This is a genomic window from Azospirillum brasilense, from assembly GCF_001315015.1.
Lineage (GTDB): Bacteria > Pseudomonadota > Alphaproteobacteria > Azospirillales > Azospirillaceae > Azospirillum > Azospirillum brasilense.
On sequence record NZ_CP012916.1, the window covers coordinates 325,830 to 345,722 of the forward strand.

Below are 19,893 nucleotides of genomic sequence, written 5' to 3' on the forward strand. Positions count from 1 at the left end.
TTCCGCGATGTCCGAGGCCGTTCCGTCCGACCACTATCCCGTCACCGACCGCAACCGGGTCAAGCGCCTGCACGAGCGGGGGCGTTACGACTGGGAATCGGTCCACGCCATTCTCGACGGCGCGATGATCGCGCACATCGCCTACGTGATCGACGGGCAGCCCTACTGCACCCCCACGGCCTTCTGGCGGGAGGGCGAGCATCTCTATTGGCATGGCTCCGCGGCCAGCCGGATGCTGCGGGCGCAGCGCGACGGCCTGCCGGTCTGCCTGACCGTCACGCATCTCGACAGCCTCGTGCTCGCCCGCAGCGGGTTCAACCATTCGGCGGATTACCGGTCCGCCATGTGCTTCGGCACCGCGCGCATCGTCGAGGAGCCGCAGGCCAAGGCCCGCGCGCTCGACGCCATGGTCGACCGCTTCTATCCGGGGCGCAGCGCCGAGCTGCGGACCAGCACGGCGCAGGAGATCAAGGCGACCATGGTGGTCGGCATGGAGATCGAGGAGGCGAGCGCCAAGGTCCGGGGCAAGGGCCTGTCCGACGAGGGGGAGGACATGGACCTGCCCATCTACACCGCCCGCTACCCGGTGGTTCAGGTGATCGGCGCCGCTGAGCCTTGCCCGCGGTTGCCCGCCGGCACACCCGTCCCGCCGGGGCTGGCGGGCTTCACCGCCGGCCGCCGGCTGGACGAGCTGATGGTGGAAAACCACCGCATCAGGTTCGGTGGGGAGTAACGCGCCCCTCCTCCGCGTCCGGGGTCACCGCGTCCGGCGCCACTCGCCGTCGATGGTGTAGGGCGCCGAGCGGCGACGACGGTGCGTCCGGCCGCCTTGCGGGGGAGGGCCGTCCAGATGCTCGGCCAGGATCGCCATGTTCTTGCGGTTGGCCTTCCAGAACACATCGGCGATGTTGCCGGCGACCGGGACGGCGCTGATCAGGCTGTCCATCGCCACGTTGCCGACCATGCGCAGCAGCTTGCCGCGCGGCACGCCAAGCCTCCAGGCCTCGCGGATGAGATAGCCGGACACCGCCGTGGTGGCGAGGTTGCCGAAGCCGGGCACGAGACCCAGCACCGCGTCGGCGCCGAAGGTGATTTTGGTGCCCGGCACGCGGATGGCGCTGTCCATCATCCGCGCCAGCCATTCCAGCCGCTGGCGCGCCGCGAAATGCGCGGTCTCGCCGTAGGCGGAACCGTAACGGAAAGAAGAAAAAGAGGTAGTGGTCATACGGACCCTCCAGAAGGGGACGGCTGCACCGTCCGCTCAAGTGAAGGGCTCCGACATCGCGGTCCGTACCAAGTGGACCGCCAGAGGGGCCCGGAGCCAGTCCCGCACAGATGGCCCGGTCGTCCCACCCGCGCAAGACCCACCCGTTGTATTTTCGTATGAGTACGGTGGATTCATCCCCGGTTTTTGCAGACCGGTCACAAAAGCATCAGGAAGGCCGGCAGGCCGCCCAGAACCGCCCCCTGGGCCCCGCCCCACAGGACGTCGCCCTGTTCCACCGACCGGCGCAGCGCCGGGTTGGTGCCGCGCAACTGGCACAGGGCGAAGATGGCCGCGTTCATGGGACCGGCCAGGGCGAACCACAGGATCCAGGACGGCATGCCGCCGAGCCACACGGCGGGGGCGAGCATCAGGGCGGTGCGCCCGGTCCAGGACAGGCCGCGGAACAGCAACGCCTCCCATGACCAGGATCCGGCTTGGCCGACCGGGCCGAAGGGCAGGAGATGCTGACCGATGAGCGTCGCCCCGGCGGTGGCCACGCCGACGACCAGCGCCTGGTTCGCGGGCATGGCGAGGGACCACAGGGCGGTGCTCAGCAGGGTCGCCGGAACGCCCCACAGCAGCAGGCGGGACAGGGCCCCCGTCTGGCGGCTGAGCGCGCTAAGAAAGAAACTGCCGAGCAGGGAACAGGTGACGGTGAGCAGGACGGCGGCGAACAGCAGATAGTCGATGACGAACTGTTCGGTCAGCATCACCATGGCTGCGCTCCCCCACCGGTTTTTTGTTCGTGTTCCCCTCAATTACGGTGGGGCGTGCAGGGGCCGGCGTCAATGGAAAATACCCCTGTTTTCGGCGGCCTCCCTCACCCCTCCAACCCTGTCCGCTGCAGCAGGTCGAGAAACCGCTCCAATACGAGGTTGGGCCGTGCCCCCTTCTTGGTGACCGCCTGGAACTCCTGGGTGTAGTGGAAGCGCACCGGCAGCAGGGCGCGCATCGCCCCGCGTTCGACCCATTGCCGCGCGTAATGGGTGGGCAGGAAGCCCACGTAGCAGCCGGTCAGGATGAGGAAGGCCACGCCCTCGCGGTCGGTCGCCGTGGCGGTGGCGGTCAGCGCCCGCTGCACCCCTGCCGCCTCCGGCACCTGCTGCGCCTCGGTCGGGGCGACGGCGTCGGCTGCCTCCACCGCCGCGTCCGACACCGTCTCCGCATCGAACAGCGGGTGGCCGCGCCCGCAATAGAGACGCGATTCCTCCTGGTACAGGGGGTAGCGGTCCAGGCCGGGCAGGGCGCGCCGCGCCGGCACCACGCCGACCTGCAGCCGCCCGTCCAGCACGCCGCGCTCGATCTCGTTGGGCGGGATCATGCGGATATTCACCCGCACCTCCGGCCCCTGCTGCTTCAGTCCGCGCAGGGCGTTGGTCACGCGCATCTTCGGCATGGTGACGAGGTTGTCGGTGATGCCGATGTTCAATTCGCCGCGCAGGCGCCCATGCGCGGCGTTGATCTCGCTACGGAAGCTCTCCAGGCCGGCGAACAGGCGCAGCGCCGCCTCGTAGGCCATGCGCCCCTCATCAGTGAGCAGGAAGCCCGCCCGCCCGCGCCGGCACAGCCGCAGCCCCAGCCGCCGTTCCAGATCGGCCATGTGCAGGCTGATGGCGGCGCGGCTGATGTTCAACTCCACCTCCGCCGCGGAAAAGCCGCCGCACTCCACCACCGTCGTGAAGACGCGCAGTAGCCGCAGGTCGGCGTCGTTGAGGCCGCTCAGGGGGCGGGCGGGCTTGGTCATGGATAGGTAAGCGGATGCTTGCGTAAGGTTTGAATGGTTTGGATTTAACCGCAACCAAGCCTCCGCGCACACTGTTTTCCGAGACGATCCCCGACGCCCACCCCAGCCAGCAGGAGTGCAGCCCGATGCCGCCGTTGGACGAGAGCCAGAAAGCCGGAACCGCCCCGTCCGCCGGGCTGACGCGCGCGGAGCTGGACGCCCACTGGATGCCCTTCACGGCGAACCGCGAGTTCAAGGCGAACCCGCGCCTGATCGCCCGCGCCGAGGGCGCTTGGTACTGGGACGCCGAGGGGCGGAAGATCTACGACAGCCTGTCCGGCCTGTGGTGCTGCGGCGCCGGCCACAGCCGCCGCGAGATCAGCGAGGCGGTGGCCCGCCAGATCGGGGAGCTGGACTACAGCCCGGCCTTCCAGTTCGGCCACCCCGCCGCCTTCAAGCTGGCGCACAAGCTGGCCTCGATGACGCCGGCCGGGCTGGACCATGTGTTCTTCGTCAACTCCGGGTCGGAGGCGACCGACACGTCGCTGAAGATGGCGCGGGCCTATTGGCGGCTGAAGGGCCAGCCGACCAAGACCAAGCTGATCGGCCGGTCCAAGGGCTATCACGGCGTCAATTTCGGCGGCATCAGCCTGGGCGGCATCGGCGGCAACCGCAAGCTGTTCGGCTCCGGCGTCGAGGCCGACCATCTGCCGCACACGCTGCTGCCGCAGAACGCCTTCACCAAGGGCCTGCCGGAGCAGGGCGCCGAACTGGCCGACGCGCTGGAGGAACTGGTCGCCCTGCACGACGCCTCCAACATCGCCGCGGTGATCGTGGAGCCGCTGGCTGGATCGGCGGGCGTGCTGCCGCCGCCCAAGGGCTATCTGAAGCGGCTGCGGGAGCTGTGCGACAAACACAACATCCTGCTGATCTTCGACGAGGTCATCACCGGCTTCGGCCGCATGGGCGCCGCCTTCGGCGCCGACGCCTTCGGCGTGGTCCCCGACATCATGAACGTCGCCAAGGGCCTGACCAACGGCGCGGTGCCGATGGGCGCCGTCGTCGCCAGCCATGAGATCTACCAGACCTTCATGGACAACGGCGGCGCCGACTACATGGTCGAGTTCCCGCACGGCTACACTTACTCCGCCCACCCCGTCGCCTGCGCCGCCGGCCTCGCCGCGCTGGAGCTGTTCGAGCGGGACAAGCTGGCCGAAAAGGCGGCGGCGCTCGCCCCGCATTTCGAGACGGTGCTGCACGGACTGAAGGGGCTGAAGCACGTCACCGACATCCGCAACTACGGGCTGTGCGGCGCGGTGCAGATCGCGGCCCTGCCGGGCGAGCCAGCCCGCCGGCCCTACGAGATCGCCATGCAGTGCTGGAAGGCGGGCTTCTACGTCCGCTTCGGCGGCGACACGCTGCAGTTCGGCCCGCATTTCATCAGCGAGCGCAACGACCTCGACCGGCTGATGAACGCTGTTTCCGATGCCATCCAGGCAACCGCTTGAGGATGGAGAACGCCATGACCCTCGTTCCGCACCTCATCGGTGGCGTGGCCGACGCCCCCGCCGACAGCCGCAGCGCCAACATCATGAATCCGGCGACGGGCGAAACCGTCGGCCGCGTCCCGCTCGCCAGCCGCGCCACCGTGGAATCGGCCATCGCCGCGGCTGAGGCCGCCTCCCCGGCGTGGCGGGCGACGCCGCCGGCCAAGCGGGCGCGGGTGATGTTCCGCTTCCGGCAACTGCTGGAGGACAACGCCGACCGCATCTGCGAAGCGATCACGCGGGAGCACGGCAAGACGCTGGAAGACGCCCGCGGCGAGTTGACCCGCGGCATCGAGAACGTCGAATACGCCTGCGGCATCGCCGACCTGCTGAAGGGCGAGCATTCCAAGAATGTCGGGCCGGGCATCGACAGCTGGTCGGAATTCCAGCCGCTGGGCGTCGTGGCGGGCATCACGCCCTTCAATTTTCCGGCCATGGTCCCGCTGTGGATGTTTCCGGTCGCCGTGGCCTGCGGCAACAGCTTCATCCTGAAGCCGTCGGAGCGCGACCCCAGCGCCTCTCTGCTCGTCGCACAACTGGCCCAGGAGGCAGGGCTGCCGCCGGGGGTGCTGAACGTTGTCCACGGCGACAAGGAGGCGGTGGACACGCTGCTGACCGACCGGCGCGTCCAGGCGGTCAGCTTTGTCGGGTCCACGCCGGTCGCCGAATACGTCTACGCCACCGGCACCGCCCATGGGAAACGGGTGCAGGCGCTGGGCGGGGCCAAGAATCACGCCATCGTCATGCCCGACGCCGACCTCGACAACGCGGTCAGCGCAATCATGGGGGCGGCCTATGGCTCCTGCGGGGAGCGCTGCATGGCGATCTCCGTGGTCGTCGCGGTGGGCGACGCGACCGCCGACCGCGTGGTGGCGATGCTGGCGGAGCAGGTGCGCGCCCTCAAGGTCGGGGCGGGGACCGGCACCGGCTGCGACATGGGTCCGCTGGTCACCCGCGCCCATTTCGAGAAGGTGAAGGGCTTGGTCGACCAGGGCGTCGCCGAAGGGGCGGAACTGGTGGTCGACGGCCGCGGGCTGGTGGTGCCGGGGCACGAGGGCGGCTTCTTCCTCGGCGGCTGCCTGTTCGACCGGGTGACGCCGGACATGAGCGTCTACCGGGAGGAGATTTTCGGCCCGGTCCTCTGCGTCGTGCGCGTGCAGACGATGCAGGAGGGCATGGACCTGATCGACGCCCACGAATACGGCAACGGCACCTGCCTGTTCACCCGCGACGGCGAGGCCGCGCGCTACTTCACCGACGCGATCAAGGTGGGCATGGTCGGCGTGAACGTGCCGCTGCCGGTGCCGGTGTCCTACCACAGCTTCGGCGGCTGGAAGCGGTCGCTATTCGGCGATCTGGCGGCCTACGGGCCAGACGGCGTGCGCTTTTACACCCGACGCAAGACGATCACCCAGCGCTGGCCGACGGGTGGGGTGCGCGAAGGCGCGCAGTTCTCCTTCCCGTCGATGAAGTGAGGGACAGGTAAATCCCCTCTCCCCTTCGGGGAGAGGGTTAGGGTGAGGGGGTTGCGCATGGCGGCGCGTCCGGCACAAGCGCAACCCCCTCACCGGCCCTCCGGGCCACCCTCTCCCCGGAGGGGAGAGGGCTAAGCGGCTACATCAGCGGCAGACCGTCCTTGAACGCGGCCTTCACGTCGGCGCCCCGCACCTCGGCCAGACGCAGCCAGTCAAGGAAATCGCCGTGCCGCTCGACATGGGCGGCCAGACCCAGCGTGTGTTCGCGTGCCAGACGCTCGGCCAGTTCGCCGTCGCGCCGCTCCAGCGCCCGGATGATGTCGCGGTGCTCGTGCATCGACTGTTCGGCCCGGTTGTCCTGCCGGATCGACAGCTTGCGGATGGCCCGCATGTGGATGAACAGGTTGTCGGTCAGCGTTTCCAGGATGCGCGCCCGGCTGAGGCGGATGATCGCCTTGTGGAACTCGATGTTGGCGTCGGAATATTCCTGGATGTTGTCGGAGGGGGCCTGCTCCTCGAAGCTGCGGAAGATATCCCACAGCGTGCCGATGTCCTCCGCGGTGGCGCGCTCGGCGGCGAGGCGGGTCGCCATGCTCTCCAGCGCCGCCCAGGCGATGATCATCTCGATGATCTCTGTCTTGGTCTTGCGGACGATGTAGATCCCCCGCCGCGGCTCCAGCCGCACCAGCCCCTCCTGCTCCAGCAGGGTCAGGGCCTCGCGGATCGGGGTCCGGCTGACGCCCAGCAGGCCGCTGAGCTGGCGTTCGTCCAGCCGGACGTCGCCGGGGTGGTCGTAGATGTCCATCTGGATGATGGCCTGCTTCAATCGTCGATAAACCTGGTTGCGGAAGGTGGCGCCGGAATCCAGGGGCTGGACGGACAGTTCGGGTGGCGGCATCGGGCTGCTCCTTCGATGGGGCGGATGGGCGGAAATCACCCGACGAAGCGGTTCCGGTTCAAATGCTCCTCGATGCGCTTCACGCCGCTCACGCCGCTCGCCGCGGTGTGCAGGGCGCGGCGCTGCTCCTCGCTGTCGACCATGCCCCAAAGCTGCACGACCCCGTCGTTGACGACGATGTTGATCCGATCGAGGTCCACCCAGGACTGTCCGTCCAACGCCTCCAGCAGGGCGGCGCGGATCGCCTCGTCGCCGGACACGCCGAAACCGGCGGCACCGCGCCGGTTGCGGAGCAGTCCGTGCAGCAGGTTGGCCCGGCTGATGATTCCGACCGGGCGGCCGTCGACCAGGACGGGGGCGCGCTTGATCCGCTTGTCCTCCATCAGGTCGGCGATCTCGGCGATTTCCGCGTCGGGCGCGACGCCGTGGACCGGGCGCGACATGACGTCGCGCGCGCAGCGCCCATGGGTCTTCAGGAAGTCGGCGGCCTGCACGTTGCGGCCCACCAGCATCTCCAGCCAGCGGGCGCGCGGGCGGTCGGTCCCCGTCTCCACCCGGCGCAGCAGGTCCCCCTCGCTGATGATGCCGACCGCGCGGCCGTCCTGGTCCACCACCGGCAAACCGCTGATCCGATGGGTCAAAAGCAATTCCGCGATGTCCGGTACGGGGGTGTCCAGCGCCACCGTGATGACCGGCGATGTCATGACATCCTTCGCTTGCATCTCGACGTTCCTCCCTGAACTGGCGGTGCGGAGCCTGTGTCCGGCTCCTGCTGCGTGTCTGGTATACGAAGTGCTGTGTTTCTTGTCCCTTGCTCCCCAACGGACTTTGCGGCATCTCTGCTGCAACGCAGCATGAGTGTGGTCAGAGTCCGGAGTTCCCGATGTTGGAGAGTCTTGCTATCGTGTTCGCCCTGGCCGGGTTAGCCGCCGTGGTGACCGAGATTTTGCGGAACGATCCGGGCCTCATCTCCGAGATCACCAGCGACGTGCGCGCCATGGCCCTGCCGGGCCGGCTCCGGGCGGTCCGGGGCGACCGCTGCCGCGAGCCCCGTCGCCCGTCCTCCATCTGACGGCTTCTCAGGCCGGATCGGTCTCCACCACGGCGCGGCGGCGGTTGATGCTGCGGGCCATCAGGAAGCCGGCCGTCATCACCCCCAGCGCCGCGACGAAGGGCGCCGTCCCGGTCAGCACCGGCAGGCTTTCCGTCACATGGGAATGGATGCTCGGGTCGGTGAGGATGACCTCCGCCGCGATGTAGCCGAGCAGCCCGGCGCCCGCATAGACCAGGGCCGGCAGCCGTTCGATGGCCTTCAGGATCAGCGTGCTGCCGAAGACGATCAGCGGAATGCTGATGGCCAGCCCGAGGATCAGCAGGACCGTGTTGCCGTGCGAGGCGGCGGCGATGGCGATGACGTTGTCCAGGCTCATCACCGCGTCGGCGATCACGATGGTGCGGACCACCCCCCACAGCCCGGCGGAGGTGCCGGCATGCTCCGCCTGCTCCTCCTCCTCGGTGGGCAGCATCAGCTTGATGGCGATCCAGAACAGCAGCACCCCGCCGATGATCTTCAGGTACGGGATGGCCAGCAGATAGGCGATGATGACGGCGAACAGCACGCGCAGCACGATGGCCGCCCCGGTGCCCAGGAAGACGCCGATCTTCTGTTGCTTCGGCGGCAGCGAGCGGCAGGCCAGCGCAATGACGAGCGCGTTGTCGCCGCTCAGCAGGATGTCGATCCAGATGATCTGGAGCAGAGCGATCATGAAATCGGACGTGTCCATCGTCCCGAACCCCCCGATGTGAGAAGAAATCCCCCCGCCGGTCGTCCCGTCCCGGAGGCCGGCGGGGGAGTGGGTGGAGCTGGTTTGCGGGGGTGCCCTACTTCACGGGGATGACCTCGGTCCCGCCGTCCTGCCGGGACTGGCGCTTGCGCAGCAGGGCGGAGATCACCGGCCAGAACAGCATGACCAGCGCCAGGGTGACGATGCTGCCGACCAGCGGGTTGGACCAGAAGATCGCCAGATCGCCCTGCGACACCAGCATGGCCTGCCGGAAGGAGCTTTCCGCCATGTCGCCCAGCACCAGCGCCAGAACCAGCGGAGCCAGCGGGTAGGACAGCTTCTTGAAGACGTAGCCGACGACGCCGAACACCAGCATCATGACGATGTCGAGGAAGGCGTTGTGCACGGTGTAGGCGCCGACCGCGCAGATCACCACGATGACCGGCGCGATGATGCTGAAGGGGATGCGCAGGATCGAGGCGAAGACCGGCACCGTGGTCAGCACGACGATCAGGCCGGCGATGTTGCCCAGATACATGCTGGCGATCAGGCCCCAGACGAACTCCTTCTGCTCGACGAACAGCAGCGGGCCGGGCTGGAGCCCCCAGATCAGCAGGCCGCCCAGCAGCACCGCCGCGGTGGGCGAGCCGGGGATGCCCAGCGTCAGCATGGGCAGCAGCGCGCTGGTGCCGGCGGCATGGGCCGCGGTCTCCGGAGCGACCACGCCCTCCACCTCGCCGTTGCCGAAATTCTGGCGGTTCTTCGAGAAGCGCTTGGCGAGGCCGTAGCTCATGAAGGAGGCGGGGGTGGCGCCGCCGGGCGTGATGCCCATCCAGCAGCCGACGATGGAGCCGCGGATGGCGGTCACCCAATAGCGGGGCAGGCTCTTCCAGGTCTCCCAGACGACCTTGGCGTTGATCTTCGCGCTCTTGCCCTTGAAGGCCAGCCCCTCCTCCATGGTCAGGAGGATTTCGCCGATGCCGAACAGGCCGATGACCGCGATCAGGAAGTCGAAGCCGCGCAGCAGCTCCACAGACCCGAAGGTCATGCGCAGCTCGCCGGTCACGCTGTCCAGCCCGACCGCGGCCAGCGCGAAGCCCAGCATCATGGCGCACAGCACCTTGAAGGGGGATTCGCTGCCCATGCCGACGAAACTGCAAAATGTCAGAAGCTGGACCGCGAAGAACTCCGCCGGGCCGAAGCGCAGGGCGAAGCCGGCGATCACCGGGGCCAGGAAGGTGATGAGCAGGACCGCCACGAACGCCCCGAAGAAGGACGAGGTGAAGGCCGCCGTCAGCGCCTCGCCCGCGTGGCCCTTCTGCGCCATGGGGTGGCCGTCGAAGGTGGTCGCCACCGACCAGGGTTCGCCCGGTATGTTGAACAGGACCGAGGTGATGGCCCCGCCGAACAACGCCCCCCAATAGATGCAGGAGAGCATGATGATGGCGGAGGTCGGCGACATGCTGAAGGTCAGGGGCAGCAGGATCGCCACCCCGTTCGCTCCGCCCAGCCCCGGCAGCACGCCGATCAGGACGCCCAGCGTGATGCCGATGAACATGTAGGCGATGTTCATGGGATCGGCGAGCACGCCGAACCCGTGTATGAGTGACCCGAGCGCTTCCAAGTTTCCCTCCCTTTCCGGCATCCGCGCCCGTTCCGTCTGGAAGCGTCGCGTCTTGAGCGCGCAGGGCGGGGTTCGTCCCCGCCGCATGGGCTGGTTCGTCGCGGATGCCTGCCGCTGCTTCGGTGTGCGCGGCCGTTCCCGCGGCCGCCCCGGCTTTTAAAAAACTGGACTGGTAAGAACTGGCTTCGTCAGAACCCGAACATCGTCTCCACCGGCCCCTTGGGAAGCGGAACCAGGAACCAGATCTCGAACATCACGAAGAGGCCCGCGGGCACGAGGATGGCGACGGGCAGGATCGTCTTGAGCGGATATTTGCCGACCCAATGCATGAAGAAGGCGATGAACAGCACCGCCGACAGATAGATGCCCAGGAAGGCGGTCAAGGCCACGAAGACGGCGCTGGGGACCAGCACCTGGAGAACCAGGGCGAGCTGGTGCTTCTCGACGAAGGCGGTGCGTTCGCCGCTGTGGCGCCAGATGTTGACGGCCAGCGTGGCCAGACTGCTGACCAGCATGATCAGGCCGACATAGAAGGGGAAGTAGCCGGCCTTCGGCCCGTCGGACCCCCAGCCGTTGCCGACGCGGACGCTGTCGGCCATCACCACGATGGCGACCAGGGCGAACAGCCCGGCGACGACGATCTCCATGGTCCGGTTCGAGACGACCGGATCACTGTTCTGCGTTCCATGCTCCATGGCTCACTCCCACGAAAACCCGAAAGGTGGGGGAGGGCGCCCGGGGCGCGATGCCCCGGGGGCCGCGCTTGGGACGAAAGGGGCTATTGCTTGGTGAAGCCCGCCTTGTCCATCAGGGTCTTGTGCTGGGTTTCCGCCGCGGTCAGCCAGGTCTTGAACTCGTCACCGGTCTTGAAGCTGACGTTGAAGGCCCCCTTCGCCATGAAGTCCTTCCACTCCTCCGTCTCGCGGACCTTCTTGAAGAGGTCCACGTAGTAGGCGATCTGCTCCGGCGTGACGCCCGGCCCCATGAAGATGCCGCGCAGCATAGTGTATTCCACGTCCAGCCCGGATTCCTTGCAGGTCGGGATGGTGTTCCACGACTTGCCGTCGGCCACCGGTTCCTTCAGCGGGATGCGCTCCTTGTCGAAGACGCACAAGGGCCGCAGCGCGCCGGCCCGCCATTGCGACACCGCCTCGATCGGGTTGTTGACGCTGGCGTTGATGTGGTTGCCGACGAGCTGCGCCGCCACGTCGCCGCCGCCCTTGTAGGGGACATAGGTGAAGGTGACCCCCGCCGACTGCTCGATGGCGGCGGTGATGATCTGGTCCTCCTGCTTGGAGCCGGTGCCGCCCATCTTGAAGCGGTTGGCGCCGCCCTCCTTGGCGGCCTCGACGAACTCCTTGGGCGATTTCTGCGCGGCCTCGCTGTTCACCCACAGGACGAAGTTGTCCAGCGCCAGCATCGCCACCGGGGTCATGTCCTTCCAGGAGAAGGGAACGCCGGTCGCCAGGGGCGTGGTGAACAGGTTGGACAGGGTGATGATGATCTTGTGCGGGTTGCGGTTCGACGATTTGACGTCGAGGAAGCCTTCCGCACCGGCGCCGCCCGACTTGTTGATGACGACGATGGGCTGGCCCATCAGGTTGTTCTTCTGAATGATGCCCTGGATCATCCGCGCCATCTGGTCGGCGCCGCCGCCGGTTCCCGCCGGGACGACGAATTCGACCGATTTGGTCGGCTCCCAGGCGGCCTGGGCGGCGTTTGGGATCAGCAGAAGGCCGAGCGCGCCGGCCAGGGCCGTTCCGCCGGCGAGCGTTCTTCTTGGCGTGTTTTTAAAAGCGAAGGAGTCAAAAGGGGTCTTCCGCGCGCAGCGCGGGCGCTGTACGTCCTTCATGCCTCATTCCTTCCCTTTATGGGTGGCCGGGCTTCCGTCGGCACGGCTCATCATTTTTGGATTTTCTGGCGAGACGGATTGTTTGTTCAGTAAACTATCCGTGTGGCGTATGGTATGTGGCATCCCAGCTTTCTTCAACAGGAATGTCACAAGACGGCCGGCCCCAATCATTGGGTGCGGCGCAAGAATCCATCGGTAATCGGCGGCTAAATTCTTGTACTTCACAGCAAATTCAAGAAACTTCCAAAAGAGTTAGCCCTTTCGTGCTAGCGCTTAAATTCGGGGAACTACCCCTTTCGTTAGGGGAATTCCTGTGACGGATTTGGCGCATTTCAAAAACTAATTATCCTAAAATCGAACCATTTAAGGCCACACCGAGCTGGCTAGGCTCCGGTCCTGTCGAAAACGATTGAGCACACAGCAAGCGGGACGGCGCGATCCGCGCACATTCCCGCCCACCGCCACAAACGTGGCGCTGTAAAAAAGGAAAGAGTGAAAGACCATGGAACATATGGCCATTGAGCTTGATCATCAGAACCACGCCGACACGACCGGTTTTGTCAGCGATTCTGGTGCCGATCCGTTTCAGGCTGTTGTCGACAGCATCACCCCGGTGACCGCCGACAGCGCCGCGACGCCGGACTCAATTCTCCATCTCCAGGCACTCCAGACCACCGCGCAGCCTCTGGCGCTGGCCGACGCCACGGCGCTGGCCGCCACCGCCAAGATCGTCGTGAACGCCGCCGGCACGGCCGCGGGCGGCGTCTCGCCCCATTTCAAACTGCTGGTGGACGGCGCCGTGGTCGGCGAAGGCACCGCGGGCAGCGACGCCAAGGATTTCTCCTTCGACGCCAACGTGGCCGCCGATCAGGCGCACAAGGTTCAGATCCAGTACGACAACGACGGCGCCGTCGATGGGCAGGACCGCAACCTGACGGTCAACGCCATCTCCATCAACGGCCACAAGGTCGCCCCGACCGATCCGTCCGTCACCTATGACAAGGGCGCGCTGGACGGCCAGGACGTCGTGCCGGGTCAGGCCAACATGTGGTGGAACGGCACGCTGGCCGTCGCCGCGCCGAAGGAGTTCTTCGCGACGACCGCCGCGGCGGCCCCGGCCGCCCCCACGGCGCCGACCTCCGGCACGTCGGACTACCCGTCCACCCCGGCCTCGCAGATCTACTACGTCGATGCGACCAACGGCAGCGACAGCAACTCCGGCCATGACGCGAACCAGGCCTGGAAGTCGCTGGACAAGGTGAACTCGACCAACTTCGCCGCCGGCTCGCTGGTCCTGTTCGAGCGTGGCGAGACCTGGCACGACAGCCTGCTGGCCTCCACTTCCGGCACCTCCGACAAGCCGATCGTCTACGGCGCCTACGGCACCGGCGCCAACCCGGTGATCGAGGCGGCCAGCGGCTCCAGCTACGCCGTCAGCCTGAACAACAAGGACAACATCACCTTCGACAGCCTGACCATGAAGGGTTCGGGCGACGCCGGCCTGCTGCTCAACGGCGGCGCCGACAACGTGAAGGTCACCAACTCGCAGATCATCGACAACCACGGCTCGGGCGTCGTCATCAGCGGCACCTCGCACGGGCTGCGGATCGACCATTCCACCATCGACGGCAACGGCGCCTACGGCATCGTGCATTACTCCGCCGACAACGCCGACCAGTATTTCACCAACAACACCATCAGCGACAACGGCTGGCGGACCGACGGCGTGTATTCGGGCTGGAACGGCCGCATCCTGAGCGGCGAGATCGCCGACAACACGATCTTCAACAACGGCGCCGGCGGTGGCGACGGCCGGTCGCACGGGCTGTACCACGACCACAGCCAGGCCAACAGCACGCTGAAGATCCACGGCAACACGATCTACGACAACCCGCGCGGCGCCGGCATCCTCGCCAAGTCGAGCACCGAGATCTACGACAACACGATCTACGGCAACGCCAACGTCGGCATCTCGGTCGGCCAGAACCAGGGCACCAGCGTTACCTACAAGATCCACGGCAACGAGATCTTCAACAACAACGGCGGCATCATGGAGCACCTGAAGGGCGCCGGGTCGATCACGCTCGACGTGCAGGACAACATCTTCAACAACAACAACGGCCGTTCCGCGGTGTCCATCGCCGACAACATCAGCCAGAACGTCGTCAACAACACCATCTCCTCGGTCTCCAAGGCCAGCCCGACCGCGTAAGGGCGGGTTCCCTCTCCAACCTTTCGGCGACGACCGCGCCCGGCCATTCCTTGGCCGGGCGTCGGTGCGTTCGGATGCCGGCGATCACCAATGCAGGAAGACGCCGACATCGCCCGGCATGCCGCCGGGATAGCTCAGAATCTGGGCGCGCAGCTTGTAGTCGGTCGGGCGCAGTTACCGGTCGTAATTGTCGTAGACCTCCCGCGCGAAGCCGGTGAGGCTGTCCGGCCAATCGGGCTCGAAATTGTTGATCGCCCGGCCGCCATCGCTGCAGTAGCTGCTGGGAAAACGCACGATCTCGATTTCGGTCTCCCCGCGTTCCGCCGCCGTGCGCACGGCGCGGGTGAAGCGCTCCTTGGCGTCGGGGCGGATGTGCTGGTGCATGAAGGCTTCGTGGATCGCGGTCTGCTCTTCCTGCTTCTTCTTCGCGAGATCCTGCGCCTCTTTCAGGCGCGCCTTCTCCTGCACTTCGGTGATCGCGTGGAGATCCCTGTGCGTGATGAGGTCGCCACCAAGCGGGGAGGTCGGAGGGGTGACAGGACCATCTGCGGGCATGTCGCATGCCTCCCGGTAGAAGGCCGCTGGCCTTGTCGGTTCGGAATGCGGTTCGTTTCAGGGACGTCCTGAACGCCGCATCGCGTCGCGCAGGGTGGCACGCGGAGCGGCGGCGCGTCCACCACCGGCGCACGGCAAAGCCGCCGCCGGGGTCGGCGGCGGCTGAAGCGCCTGGGGATGATGAAACGGAGTCTTGGAGCGGGAGCCGGGAGGGCGGCCGTTATCCGAAGATCGCCAGCCCGATCACCGTCGCGGCGAAGGCGCCCACGGCCGAGGCCAGGGCGGCGATGATGGTGGGGGCGTGCGACTTGGCCGACTTCACCTTCAGCGCATCGTCGAAGCCGCGCAGCGTCGTGTCCATGCGGACAAGGAAGACCTCCAGCCCGGCCACCCGTTCCTGAAGGCCGTGGAGCGCGTCCGACAGGGCGGCCTGCTGCGCCGCGGCGGCGCCGGCTCCGGCCTGGCCGGCGGCGATGCGCTCCTGCGTCTCGCGCAGCAGCCGGGCGATGCCCTGCTGGCCGGCGGCGATCTGCTGGTGGTCGCGGCGGGCGGCGTCCAGCCCGGCGCCGATGCGCACCAGATGCGGGGCGAGGGTGCGCTCCAGCAGCTTCTCCTCGGCGCTCGGCTGGGCGAAGGTGGCGATGGTGCCGGTGCTCGGGGCGGCGGCCACGGCGACGACGCGCGTGGGGTCGAGCCCAGCCGGAATTTCAAGGTCAGCCTCGAAGGCGTGGTGCCCGTCGCCGAAGTTGCCGCCCACGAGATCCTCGCGCGGGCGATCGGCCAGCGCACGCCCCAGGACCACGCTGCGGCCGTCCGGCATCTCGGCGCGGAACTCCACCGTCAGGCGGTCGGTGGGGTAGGAGCGGTCCCAGGCCCAGCCGTAGATCCGTCCGGCCTGGACAGCGTCCACCCGACCTTCGATGACGGACGCCGCAGGCTCCGCCGCGACGGGGGTGGAGGACAGGGTGTCGGGCGTGGCGACGTCGGGCATGGCGGGCACTCGCGAGTAAGCGGAGGAAGGAACGGGAACGGGGCGCCGGTCCCGGAGAATACTCCCCGTGACCGGCGCCCCTCATTGCGGCAGCCGCCGTCAGGCCGCCTTGCGCTGCGGGGTCTTGCGCGCGGTCGGGCTGGGCATGCGGTGCGGGATGTAGTTCTCGTCCAGGAACTCCCGCATGTCGCGGTAGCGCTGGTAGAAAGTGCGGTTGAACTTCTCGAACAGGCTCTGGTCCCAGTATTCCTCCAGGACGAAGGGCTTGTCGGAATAGACGTCATAGCAGGGGATCGCGAAGGTCTCCGCGAATTCCGCCGTGCGGCTGTCGTAGCTGAAATAGACCGACGGCGTGCCGTTCGACAGCGCCATCAGGTTGCCGTGCAGGCGGTAGCCCAGCACAAGGTCCTTCGAGCGTACGATGTTCTCATAGTCGGCGACGACGTCCGAGTACCACAGGCGCGAGCGGTACAGCTCGTCCAGTTCCTCGTCGAAATACCAGCTCTTCAGCCAGTTGTTGTTGTGCAGCTCGTCCCAGGCCTCGGCCTTCTGCTCGTCGGTGCCCCAGAGCAGCTTCTTCTCCTCGACCTCGCCCTGCATCATCAGGACCGTGTCGAAGCGGCGGCTCATGTCCTTGACGAAGTCGCGGTGGCGGGTGAGGTAGGTCTTCACGTCCGGCGAATAGTGGCTGGACACCTCGCGGCGCATGGTGATGCCGACGTTGCGCACGCTGTCCAGGGAGGGCAGGTCAATGCGCAGCTCCGGATCGCGGTTGCGGAAGGCGGTCGGGCAGCCGACGATGCGCACGTTCTTGATGCCGAGGTCCCACAGCACTTCGGCGGTGTAGGTGCCGCGCACGCCCAGCGTCGTGGACTTGTCGGCGAACATCTGCCAGATGCGCTTGCTCTCGTCCGACAGGGTCAGCTTGCCGGTGGCCGGGGCCTGGGCGCCGACGCCGAAGGCGATGACCGGGATGCGCAGCTTGGACAGCACCTGCTCGGTGCCCTCCGGCCAGGTCATGTGGTCGTGGATGTAGTTCGACCCGCGCAGGAAGACGTAATCGTATTCGGCGTTGGCCCGGTCCACCACCTCCTGCTTGAACTCGCGGATCTCCACCACGTCGAGACGGTCGAAGGTCAGCAGCTTCAGCGAGGAATCGTAGACGAAGGCGTCGCCGATGTTGTGGTAATGATTGATGCTACGCTGAATGTTCTGGTAGCTGTACCACCGCACGCAGTCATGGTCATAGACTTCGCCGGAGGGAATCATGACTAGGATGTTAGCCAATTTAATTCTCCTGGGGTCGGGGTGGTGGAGGGTTGCAAGGTTCGGGCTTTGTCTTGATGAATTCTAGCCGCTTTGGGACGGCTCAACCCGGATCATTATTCGGACCAGATCGCGATCCCTGGTCGGCTTGCAGTTTTTCTGGGCAAGCCGGGTCAGGTAGAGCCAGGCGTTTCCATCCGTGTCCTCGAAATTCCGGCTTCTGGCGTCCGGATCGAGAATGGCCGGGTAGTAGAAGGTCTCGTCCACGGCGCAATTCTTGTCGGTGAGCAGCGGTGCCGCCCAGGCGAGGCGGGGGGCTGACCAGCCGATCAGGTCGGCGGAGGTCGACACCCACACGCCGGACACCGGCTCCGCGCCTTTGCGTTCCGCCCGCCGCCCGGCCATCACCGCGACGTAGAGGCCGCTCGGCGCGTGGCGGACGAGGCTGGTGACGGTGAAGGGCAGGCGGTCGGGCGGCAGCGGCGCGCAGACCGACGCCCCGGGATCGGCCTCACCCTCGGTGTAGGGGTCGCGGAAGCGGACGGTGAAGTCCCGCCCGTCCCAGGCCCGCCAGGAGGCCGGATCGGCGAGGTCGCGGGTGCGCATCAGGCAGACGCCGCGCTTCTGTGCGCCGATGCCCTCGGCGAAGGCCATGGCGTAATACCAGCCGTCGCGCTCGACGATGTTGCTCGGCGCGAACAGCCCGGCCCGCTTCCCCAGATCGCCGCGGAAGCGGTAGGGCACCCCGGCGACGTAGCGCGCCGGCCCGAAACTCTGCCCGCCGTCATGCGAGACGGTGAGGGTCAGCGCGTTCCACCAGCAGGCCATGTAGTCGCCGGTGGGGCAGAGGTCGCGGCGCTTGTGGCCGTGGTATTCGTTGTGGATCAGCCCGTAGACGGTCGTCCCATCCAACGTGTAGGGCGAGGTCAACCAGCCCATGTCGTCGAAGCGCGCGGGGTCGTCGCGCTTGGCCGACTGGAAGACGATGCGGCAGGCGTGGTGCAGCTCGTTCAGCGACGGGCCGCTGAGGATGCGGGCGCGGGTGTGCGCGGCGAGCAGCCGGACGCTGCCGTCCGCCGCCTTCCAGGCGCGCGCCGGGGCGTCCGGCACGTCCCAGTCTTCGCAGGCCTGGGTGCGGTGGTCGTAGACGGTCTCCAGCGCCGCGCCAGCCGGGACGCTGACGCGGAGGTCGGCGGCGTGGGCCGGGGTGGCGAGGAGCGTACAGGCCATGAGGGCGTATTGCCCCCACCCTCCCCACTTCGTGGGTCCCCTCCCTCCCCCGCTCCGCAGGGGAGGGCCTTTAATCCCCTCCCCTGCGGAGCGGGGGAGGGTTAGGGTGGGGGCCCGTCTCCCGAACATTCCCATCACGGCTTCTGCGCCACCGCCCGCTCGGGCATTGACACGGCACCACCGCCCGCGTTCGCGATCAGCGCGTCGAACACGTCGGCGTGGCGGCGGGCGCATTCCGCGCGGTCGATGGGCCGGCGGATGCGCATGCGCAGACGGTCCCACAGGTCCGGCGTGGTCAGCGCCTCGGTCAGGCGGTCCACCAGATCCTCGACGCTGGCGTTGCGGAAATGCAGGCCATCCACGCCGTGGGTGACCTTCTCGCCCATGCCGCCGATGTTGCTGGAGATGATCGGGCGGCCGTGCAGGAAGGCCTCCTGGATCACCACCGGCGAGTTCTCCCACCAGATGGACGGCATCACCACCCAGTCCACGTCCTTCATCAGGCCGGGGAGTTCGGCGGAGCGGTAGCTGCCGTAGAAGCGCACGCGGTCGCCGGCGCGCTCCACCGCCTCGTTGAATTTCTTCTGGTAGGCCTCGGGCTGGCGCTCCAGGTTGCCGCCGAAGATCATCAGCGCGCCGTCCTCGCCCCACGCCTTCTCGGAGACGCGGCCGATCGCCTCGACCAGCACATGGGCGCCCTTGAACTCGGTCAGCTGGCCGAAGAAGGCGAAGCGGTTGCGCTTGCCGCCGCGGGCCAGCGGGCGGGGCGGGGCGATGCCCTCGACCGTCAGGCCGTTCTCGATCATGCGGAACTTCTCGCGCGGCAGGCCCCAGTCGACGTAGCGGTCGATCAGGAAGTTCGACGGGCTGACGTAGAAGTCCGCCTGCTCCAGGAAGGTCTTCAGGAACAGCTCGCGCTTGAAGAACTGCGCCTCGCCGATGTGCGGGAAGCAGCCGGCGCAGTCCGCCGGGCTGGCGCGGTAGCACAGCGCGTTGCGGCTGGTCTTCACCATCTGGCCGTGGTGGTGGCAGATGGACAGATACTCGTGGAAGGTCACCACGATGGGCACGCGGGGCAGCGCCTGCCGGATCGCCTGGATCGTCTCGATGCCCAGACCCAGGAAATGATGGAAGTTCACCACGTCCGGTTGGAGGTCGCGGACGTAGCGGACGAAGTCCTTCTCCAGCCCCGGCAGGTTGCGGTTCGACAGCCGGAAATGGTCGTAGTCGTTGGCGTGGTAGAGGACCTCCCGCTCCTTCTGGCGCAGCGCCATCAGGGCGGAGCTGCCGTGCGGCGTGACCGGCGGGGAGGTGCGGGCCAGGTAATGGCTTTCCCAGCCGGGCAGGTCGTGCAGCCCCTGGTGCAGGTTGTAGGAGGCCACCTCCGCGCCGCCCAGCGAGAAGGCGGGATGGCCGTGGCTGATGATCAGGACGCGCTTGTTGCTCATGGTCGGGCCGATCTCAATTGG

At 67.3% G+C, this 19,893-nt stretch carries 19 protein-coding genes; 5 read left to right on the top strand and 14 right to left on the bottom strand.

Annotated features, from left to right (window positions below; translation table 11 throughout):
• Window positions 1–7: 7 nt before the first annotated feature.
• Entirely contained in the window at window positions 8–733 is a 726-nt protein-coding gene (locus tag AMK58_RS22930; RefSeq protein WP_035679484.1) for a pyridoxamine 5'-phosphate oxidase family protein, read from the top strand.
• A gap of 24 nt (window positions 734–757) precedes the next feature.
• On the opposite strand, the gene AMK58_RS22935 is transcribed toward AMK58_RS22930, so the two are convergent.
• The 3 genes from AMK58_RS22935 to AMK58_RS22945 all read right to left on the bottom strand — a co-directional run bounded on the left by AMK58_RS22935 (window position 758) and on the right by AMK58_RS22945 (window position 3,011).
• Complete coding sequence (locus tag AMK58_RS22935; protein WP_051140673.1) at window positions 758–1,225, bottom strand: DUF4112 domain-containing protein; 468 nt, start codon at window positions 1,223–1,225, stop codon at window positions 758–760.
• Between the two features lie 197 nt (window positions 1,226–1,422).
• Window positions 1,423–1,983: a hypothetical protein gene (locus AMK58_RS22940; protein ID WP_035679482.1), complete on the bottom strand. Its 561-nt coding sequence runs from the start codon at window positions 1,981–1,983 to the stop codon at window positions 1,423–1,425.
• A gap of 104 nt (window positions 1,984–2,087) precedes the next feature.
• Complete coding sequence (locus AMK58_RS22945; protein ID WP_035679481.1) at window positions 2,088–3,011, bottom strand: LysR family transcriptional regulator; 924 nt, start codon at window positions 3,009–3,011, stop codon at window positions 2,088–2,090.
• A gap of 125 nt (window positions 3,012–3,136) precedes the next feature.
• Between AMK58_RS22945 and aptA the strand changes: the two genes are divergently transcribed.
• Both aptA and AMK58_RS22955 read left to right on the top strand, forming a co-directional pair.
• Complete coding sequence (gene aptA, locus AMK58_RS22950) at window positions 3,137–4,498, top strand: omega-aminotransferase AptA (protein WP_051140672.1); 1,362 nt, start codon at window positions 3,137–3,139, stop codon at window positions 4,496–4,498.
• Window positions 4,499–4,512: 14 nt separating this feature from the next.
• A complete protein-coding gene (locus AMK58_RS22955; RefSeq protein WP_035679610.1) occupies window positions 4,513–6,012 on the top strand; it encodes a CoA-acylating methylmalonate-semialdehyde dehydrogenase in 1,500 nt (499 codons plus the stop codon).
• A 139-nt stretch (window positions 6,013–6,151) separates the two neighbouring features.
• On the opposite strand, the gene AMK58_RS22960 is transcribed toward AMK58_RS22955, so the two are convergent.
• Window positions 6,152–6,910 (bottom strand): GntR family transcriptional regulator, encoded by a 759-nt coding sequence (locus AMK58_RS22960; RefSeq protein WP_035679479.1) that lies wholly within the window; start codon window positions 6,908–6,910, stop codon window positions 6,152–6,154.
• Window positions 6,911–6,945: 35 nt separating this feature from the next.
• Window positions 6,946–7,632 carry a CBS domain-containing protein gene (locus AMK58_RS22965; protein ID WP_035679477.1) on the bottom strand — a complete coding sequence of 229 codons (687 nt, stop codon included), beginning with the start codon at window positions 7,630–7,632 and terminating at the stop codon, window positions 6,946–6,948.
• 161 nt (window positions 7,633–7,793) lie between these two features.
• Between AMK58_RS22965 and AMK58_RS22970 the strand changes: the two genes are divergently transcribed.
• A complete protein-coding gene (locus tag AMK58_RS22970; protein WP_035679475.1) occupies window positions 7,794–7,982 on the top strand; it encodes a hypothetical protein in 189 nt (62 codons plus the stop codon).
• A 7-nt stretch (window positions 7,983–7,989) separates the two neighbouring features.
• Here AMK58_RS22970 and AMK58_RS22975 read toward each other — a convergent pair whose 3' ends face one another.
• From AMK58_RS22975 to AMK58_RS22990, 4 genes are all read right to left on the bottom strand, one after another.
• Window positions 7,990–8,694, bottom strand: coding sequence for a TerC family protein (locus AMK58_RS22975; RefSeq protein WP_035679474.1), 705 nt, complete (start codon window positions 8,692–8,694; stop codon window positions 7,990–7,992).
• Between the two features lie 97 nt (window positions 8,695–8,791).
• Window positions 8,792–10,339 carry a tripartite tricarboxylate transporter permease gene (locus AMK58_RS22980; RefSeq protein ID WP_301340817.1) on the bottom strand — a complete coding sequence of 516 codons (1,548 nt, stop codon included), beginning with the start codon at window positions 10,337–10,339 and terminating at the stop codon, window positions 8,792–8,794.
• Between the two features lie 167 nt (window positions 10,340–10,506).
• A complete protein-coding gene (locus tag AMK58_RS22985) occupies window positions 10,507–11,013 on the bottom strand; it encodes a tripartite tricarboxylate transporter TctB family protein (RefSeq protein ID WP_035679473.1) in 507 nt (168 codons plus the stop codon).
• Between the two features lie 83 nt (window positions 11,014–11,096).
• Entirely contained in the window at window positions 11,097–12,170 is a 1,074-nt protein-coding gene (locus tag AMK58_RS22990) for a Bug family tripartite tricarboxylate transporter substrate binding protein (protein WP_079285664.1), read from the bottom strand.
• A 502-nt stretch (window positions 12,171–12,672) separates the two neighbouring features.
• Between AMK58_RS22990 and AMK58_RS22995 the strand changes: the two genes are divergently transcribed.
• Window positions 12,673–14,382: a right-handed parallel beta-helix repeat-containing protein gene (locus AMK58_RS22995; RefSeq protein WP_079285663.1), complete on the top strand. Its 1,710-nt coding sequence runs from the start codon at window positions 12,673–12,675 to the stop codon at window positions 14,380–14,382.
• Between the two features lie 174 nt (window positions 14,383–14,556).
• On the opposite strand, the gene AMK58_RS23000 is transcribed toward AMK58_RS22995, so the two are convergent.
• The 5 genes from AMK58_RS23000 to AMK58_RS23020 form a co-directional block, all read right to left on the bottom strand.
• On the bottom strand, window positions 14,557–14,937 hold the full coding sequence (locus AMK58_RS23000; RefSeq protein ID WP_236778344.1) for a hypothetical protein: 381 nt from the start codon (window positions 14,935–14,937) through the stop codon (window positions 14,557–14,559).
• 220 nt (window positions 14,938–15,157) lie between these two features.
• Complete coding sequence (locus AMK58_RS23005) at window positions 15,158–15,928, bottom strand: hypothetical protein (protein WP_059399503.1); 771 nt, start codon at window positions 15,926–15,928, stop codon at window positions 15,158–15,160.
• A gap of 99 nt (window positions 15,929–16,027) precedes the next feature.
• Window positions 16,028–17,215, bottom strand: coding sequence for a polysaccharide pyruvyl transferase family protein (locus AMK58_RS23010; protein ID WP_035679406.1), 1,188 nt, complete (start codon window positions 17,213–17,215; stop codon window positions 16,028–16,030).
• Between the two features lie 63 nt (window positions 17,216–17,278).
• Window positions 17,279–18,424, bottom strand: a complete 1,146-nt coding sequence (locus AMK58_RS23015; RefSeq protein WP_051140662.1) for a hypothetical protein — start codon at window positions 18,422–18,424, stop codon at window positions 17,279–17,281.
• A gap of 134 nt (window positions 18,425–18,558) precedes the next feature.
• Window positions 18,559–19,872 (bottom strand): glycosyltransferase family 4 protein, encoded by a 1,314-nt coding sequence (locus AMK58_RS23020; RefSeq protein WP_035679404.1) that lies wholly within the window; start codon window positions 19,870–19,872, stop codon window positions 18,559–18,561.
• Window positions 19,873–19,893: the final 21 nt, after the last annotated feature.

Coding starts and splice junctions, on each gene's coding strand:
- AMK58_RS22930 (WP_035679484.1), top strand. CDS start 8: ATGTCCGAGGCCGTTCCGTCCGACCACTATCCCGTCACCGACCGCAAC.
- AMK58_RS22935 (WP_051140673.1), bottom strand. CDS start 1,225: ATGACCACTACCTCTTTTTCTTCTTTCCGTTACGGTTCCGCCTACGGC.
- AMK58_RS22940 (WP_035679482.1), bottom strand. CDS start 1,983: ATGGTGATGCTGACCGAACAGTTCGTCATCGACTATCTGCTGTTCGCC.
- AMK58_RS22945 (WP_035679481.1), bottom strand. CDS start 3,011: ATGACCAAGCCCGCCCGCCCCCTGAGCGGCCTCAACGACGCCGACCTG.
- aptA (WP_051140672.1), top strand. CDS start 3,137: ATGCCGCCGTTGGACGAGAGCCAGAAAGCCGGAACCGCCCCGTCCGCC.
- AMK58_RS22955 (WP_035679610.1), top strand. CDS start 4,513: ATGACCCTCGTTCCGCACCTCATCGGTGGCGTGGCCGACGCCCCCGCC.
- AMK58_RS22960 (WP_035679479.1), bottom strand. CDS start 6,910: ATGCCGCCACCCGAACTGTCCGTCCAGCCCCTGGATTCCGGCGCCACC.
- AMK58_RS22965 (WP_035679477.1), bottom strand. CDS start 7,632: ATGCAAGCGAAGGATGTCATGACATCGCCGGTCATCACGGTGGCGCTG.
- AMK58_RS22970 (WP_035679475.1), top strand. CDS start 7,794: ATGTTGGAGAGTCTTGCTATCGTGTTCGCCCTGGCCGGGTTAGCCGCC.
- AMK58_RS22975 (WP_035679474.1), bottom strand. CDS start 8,694: ATGGACACGTCCGATTTCATGATCGCTCTGCTCCAGATCATCTGGATC.
- AMK58_RS22980 (WP_301340817.1), bottom strand. CDS start 10,339: ATGCCGGAAAGGGAGGGAAACTTGGAAGCGCTCGGGTCACTCATACAC.
- AMK58_RS22985 (WP_035679473.1), bottom strand. CDS start 11,013: ATGGAGCATGGAACGCAGAACAGTGATCCGGTCGTCTCGAACCGGACC.
- AMK58_RS22990 (WP_079285664.1), bottom strand. CDS start 12,170: ATGAAGGACGTACAGCGCCCGCGCTGCGCGCGGAAGACCCCTTTTGAC.
- AMK58_RS22995 (WP_079285663.1), top strand. CDS start 12,673: ATGGAACATATGGCCATTGAGCTTGATCATCAGAACCACGCCGACACG.
- AMK58_RS23000 (WP_236778344.1), bottom strand. CDS start 14,937: ATGCCCGCAGATGGTCCTGTCACCCCTCCGACCTCCCCGCTTGGTGGC.
- AMK58_RS23005 (WP_059399503.1), bottom strand. CDS start 15,928: ATGCCCGACGTCGCCACGCCCGACACCCTGTCCTCCACCCCCGTCGCG.
- AMK58_RS23015 (WP_051140662.1), bottom strand. CDS start 18,424: ATGGCCTGTACGCTCCTCGCCACCCCGGCCCACGCCGCCGACCTCCGC.
- AMK58_RS23020 (WP_035679404.1), bottom strand. CDS start 19,872: ATGAGCAACAAGCGCGTCCTGATCATCAGCCACGGCCATCCCGCCTTC.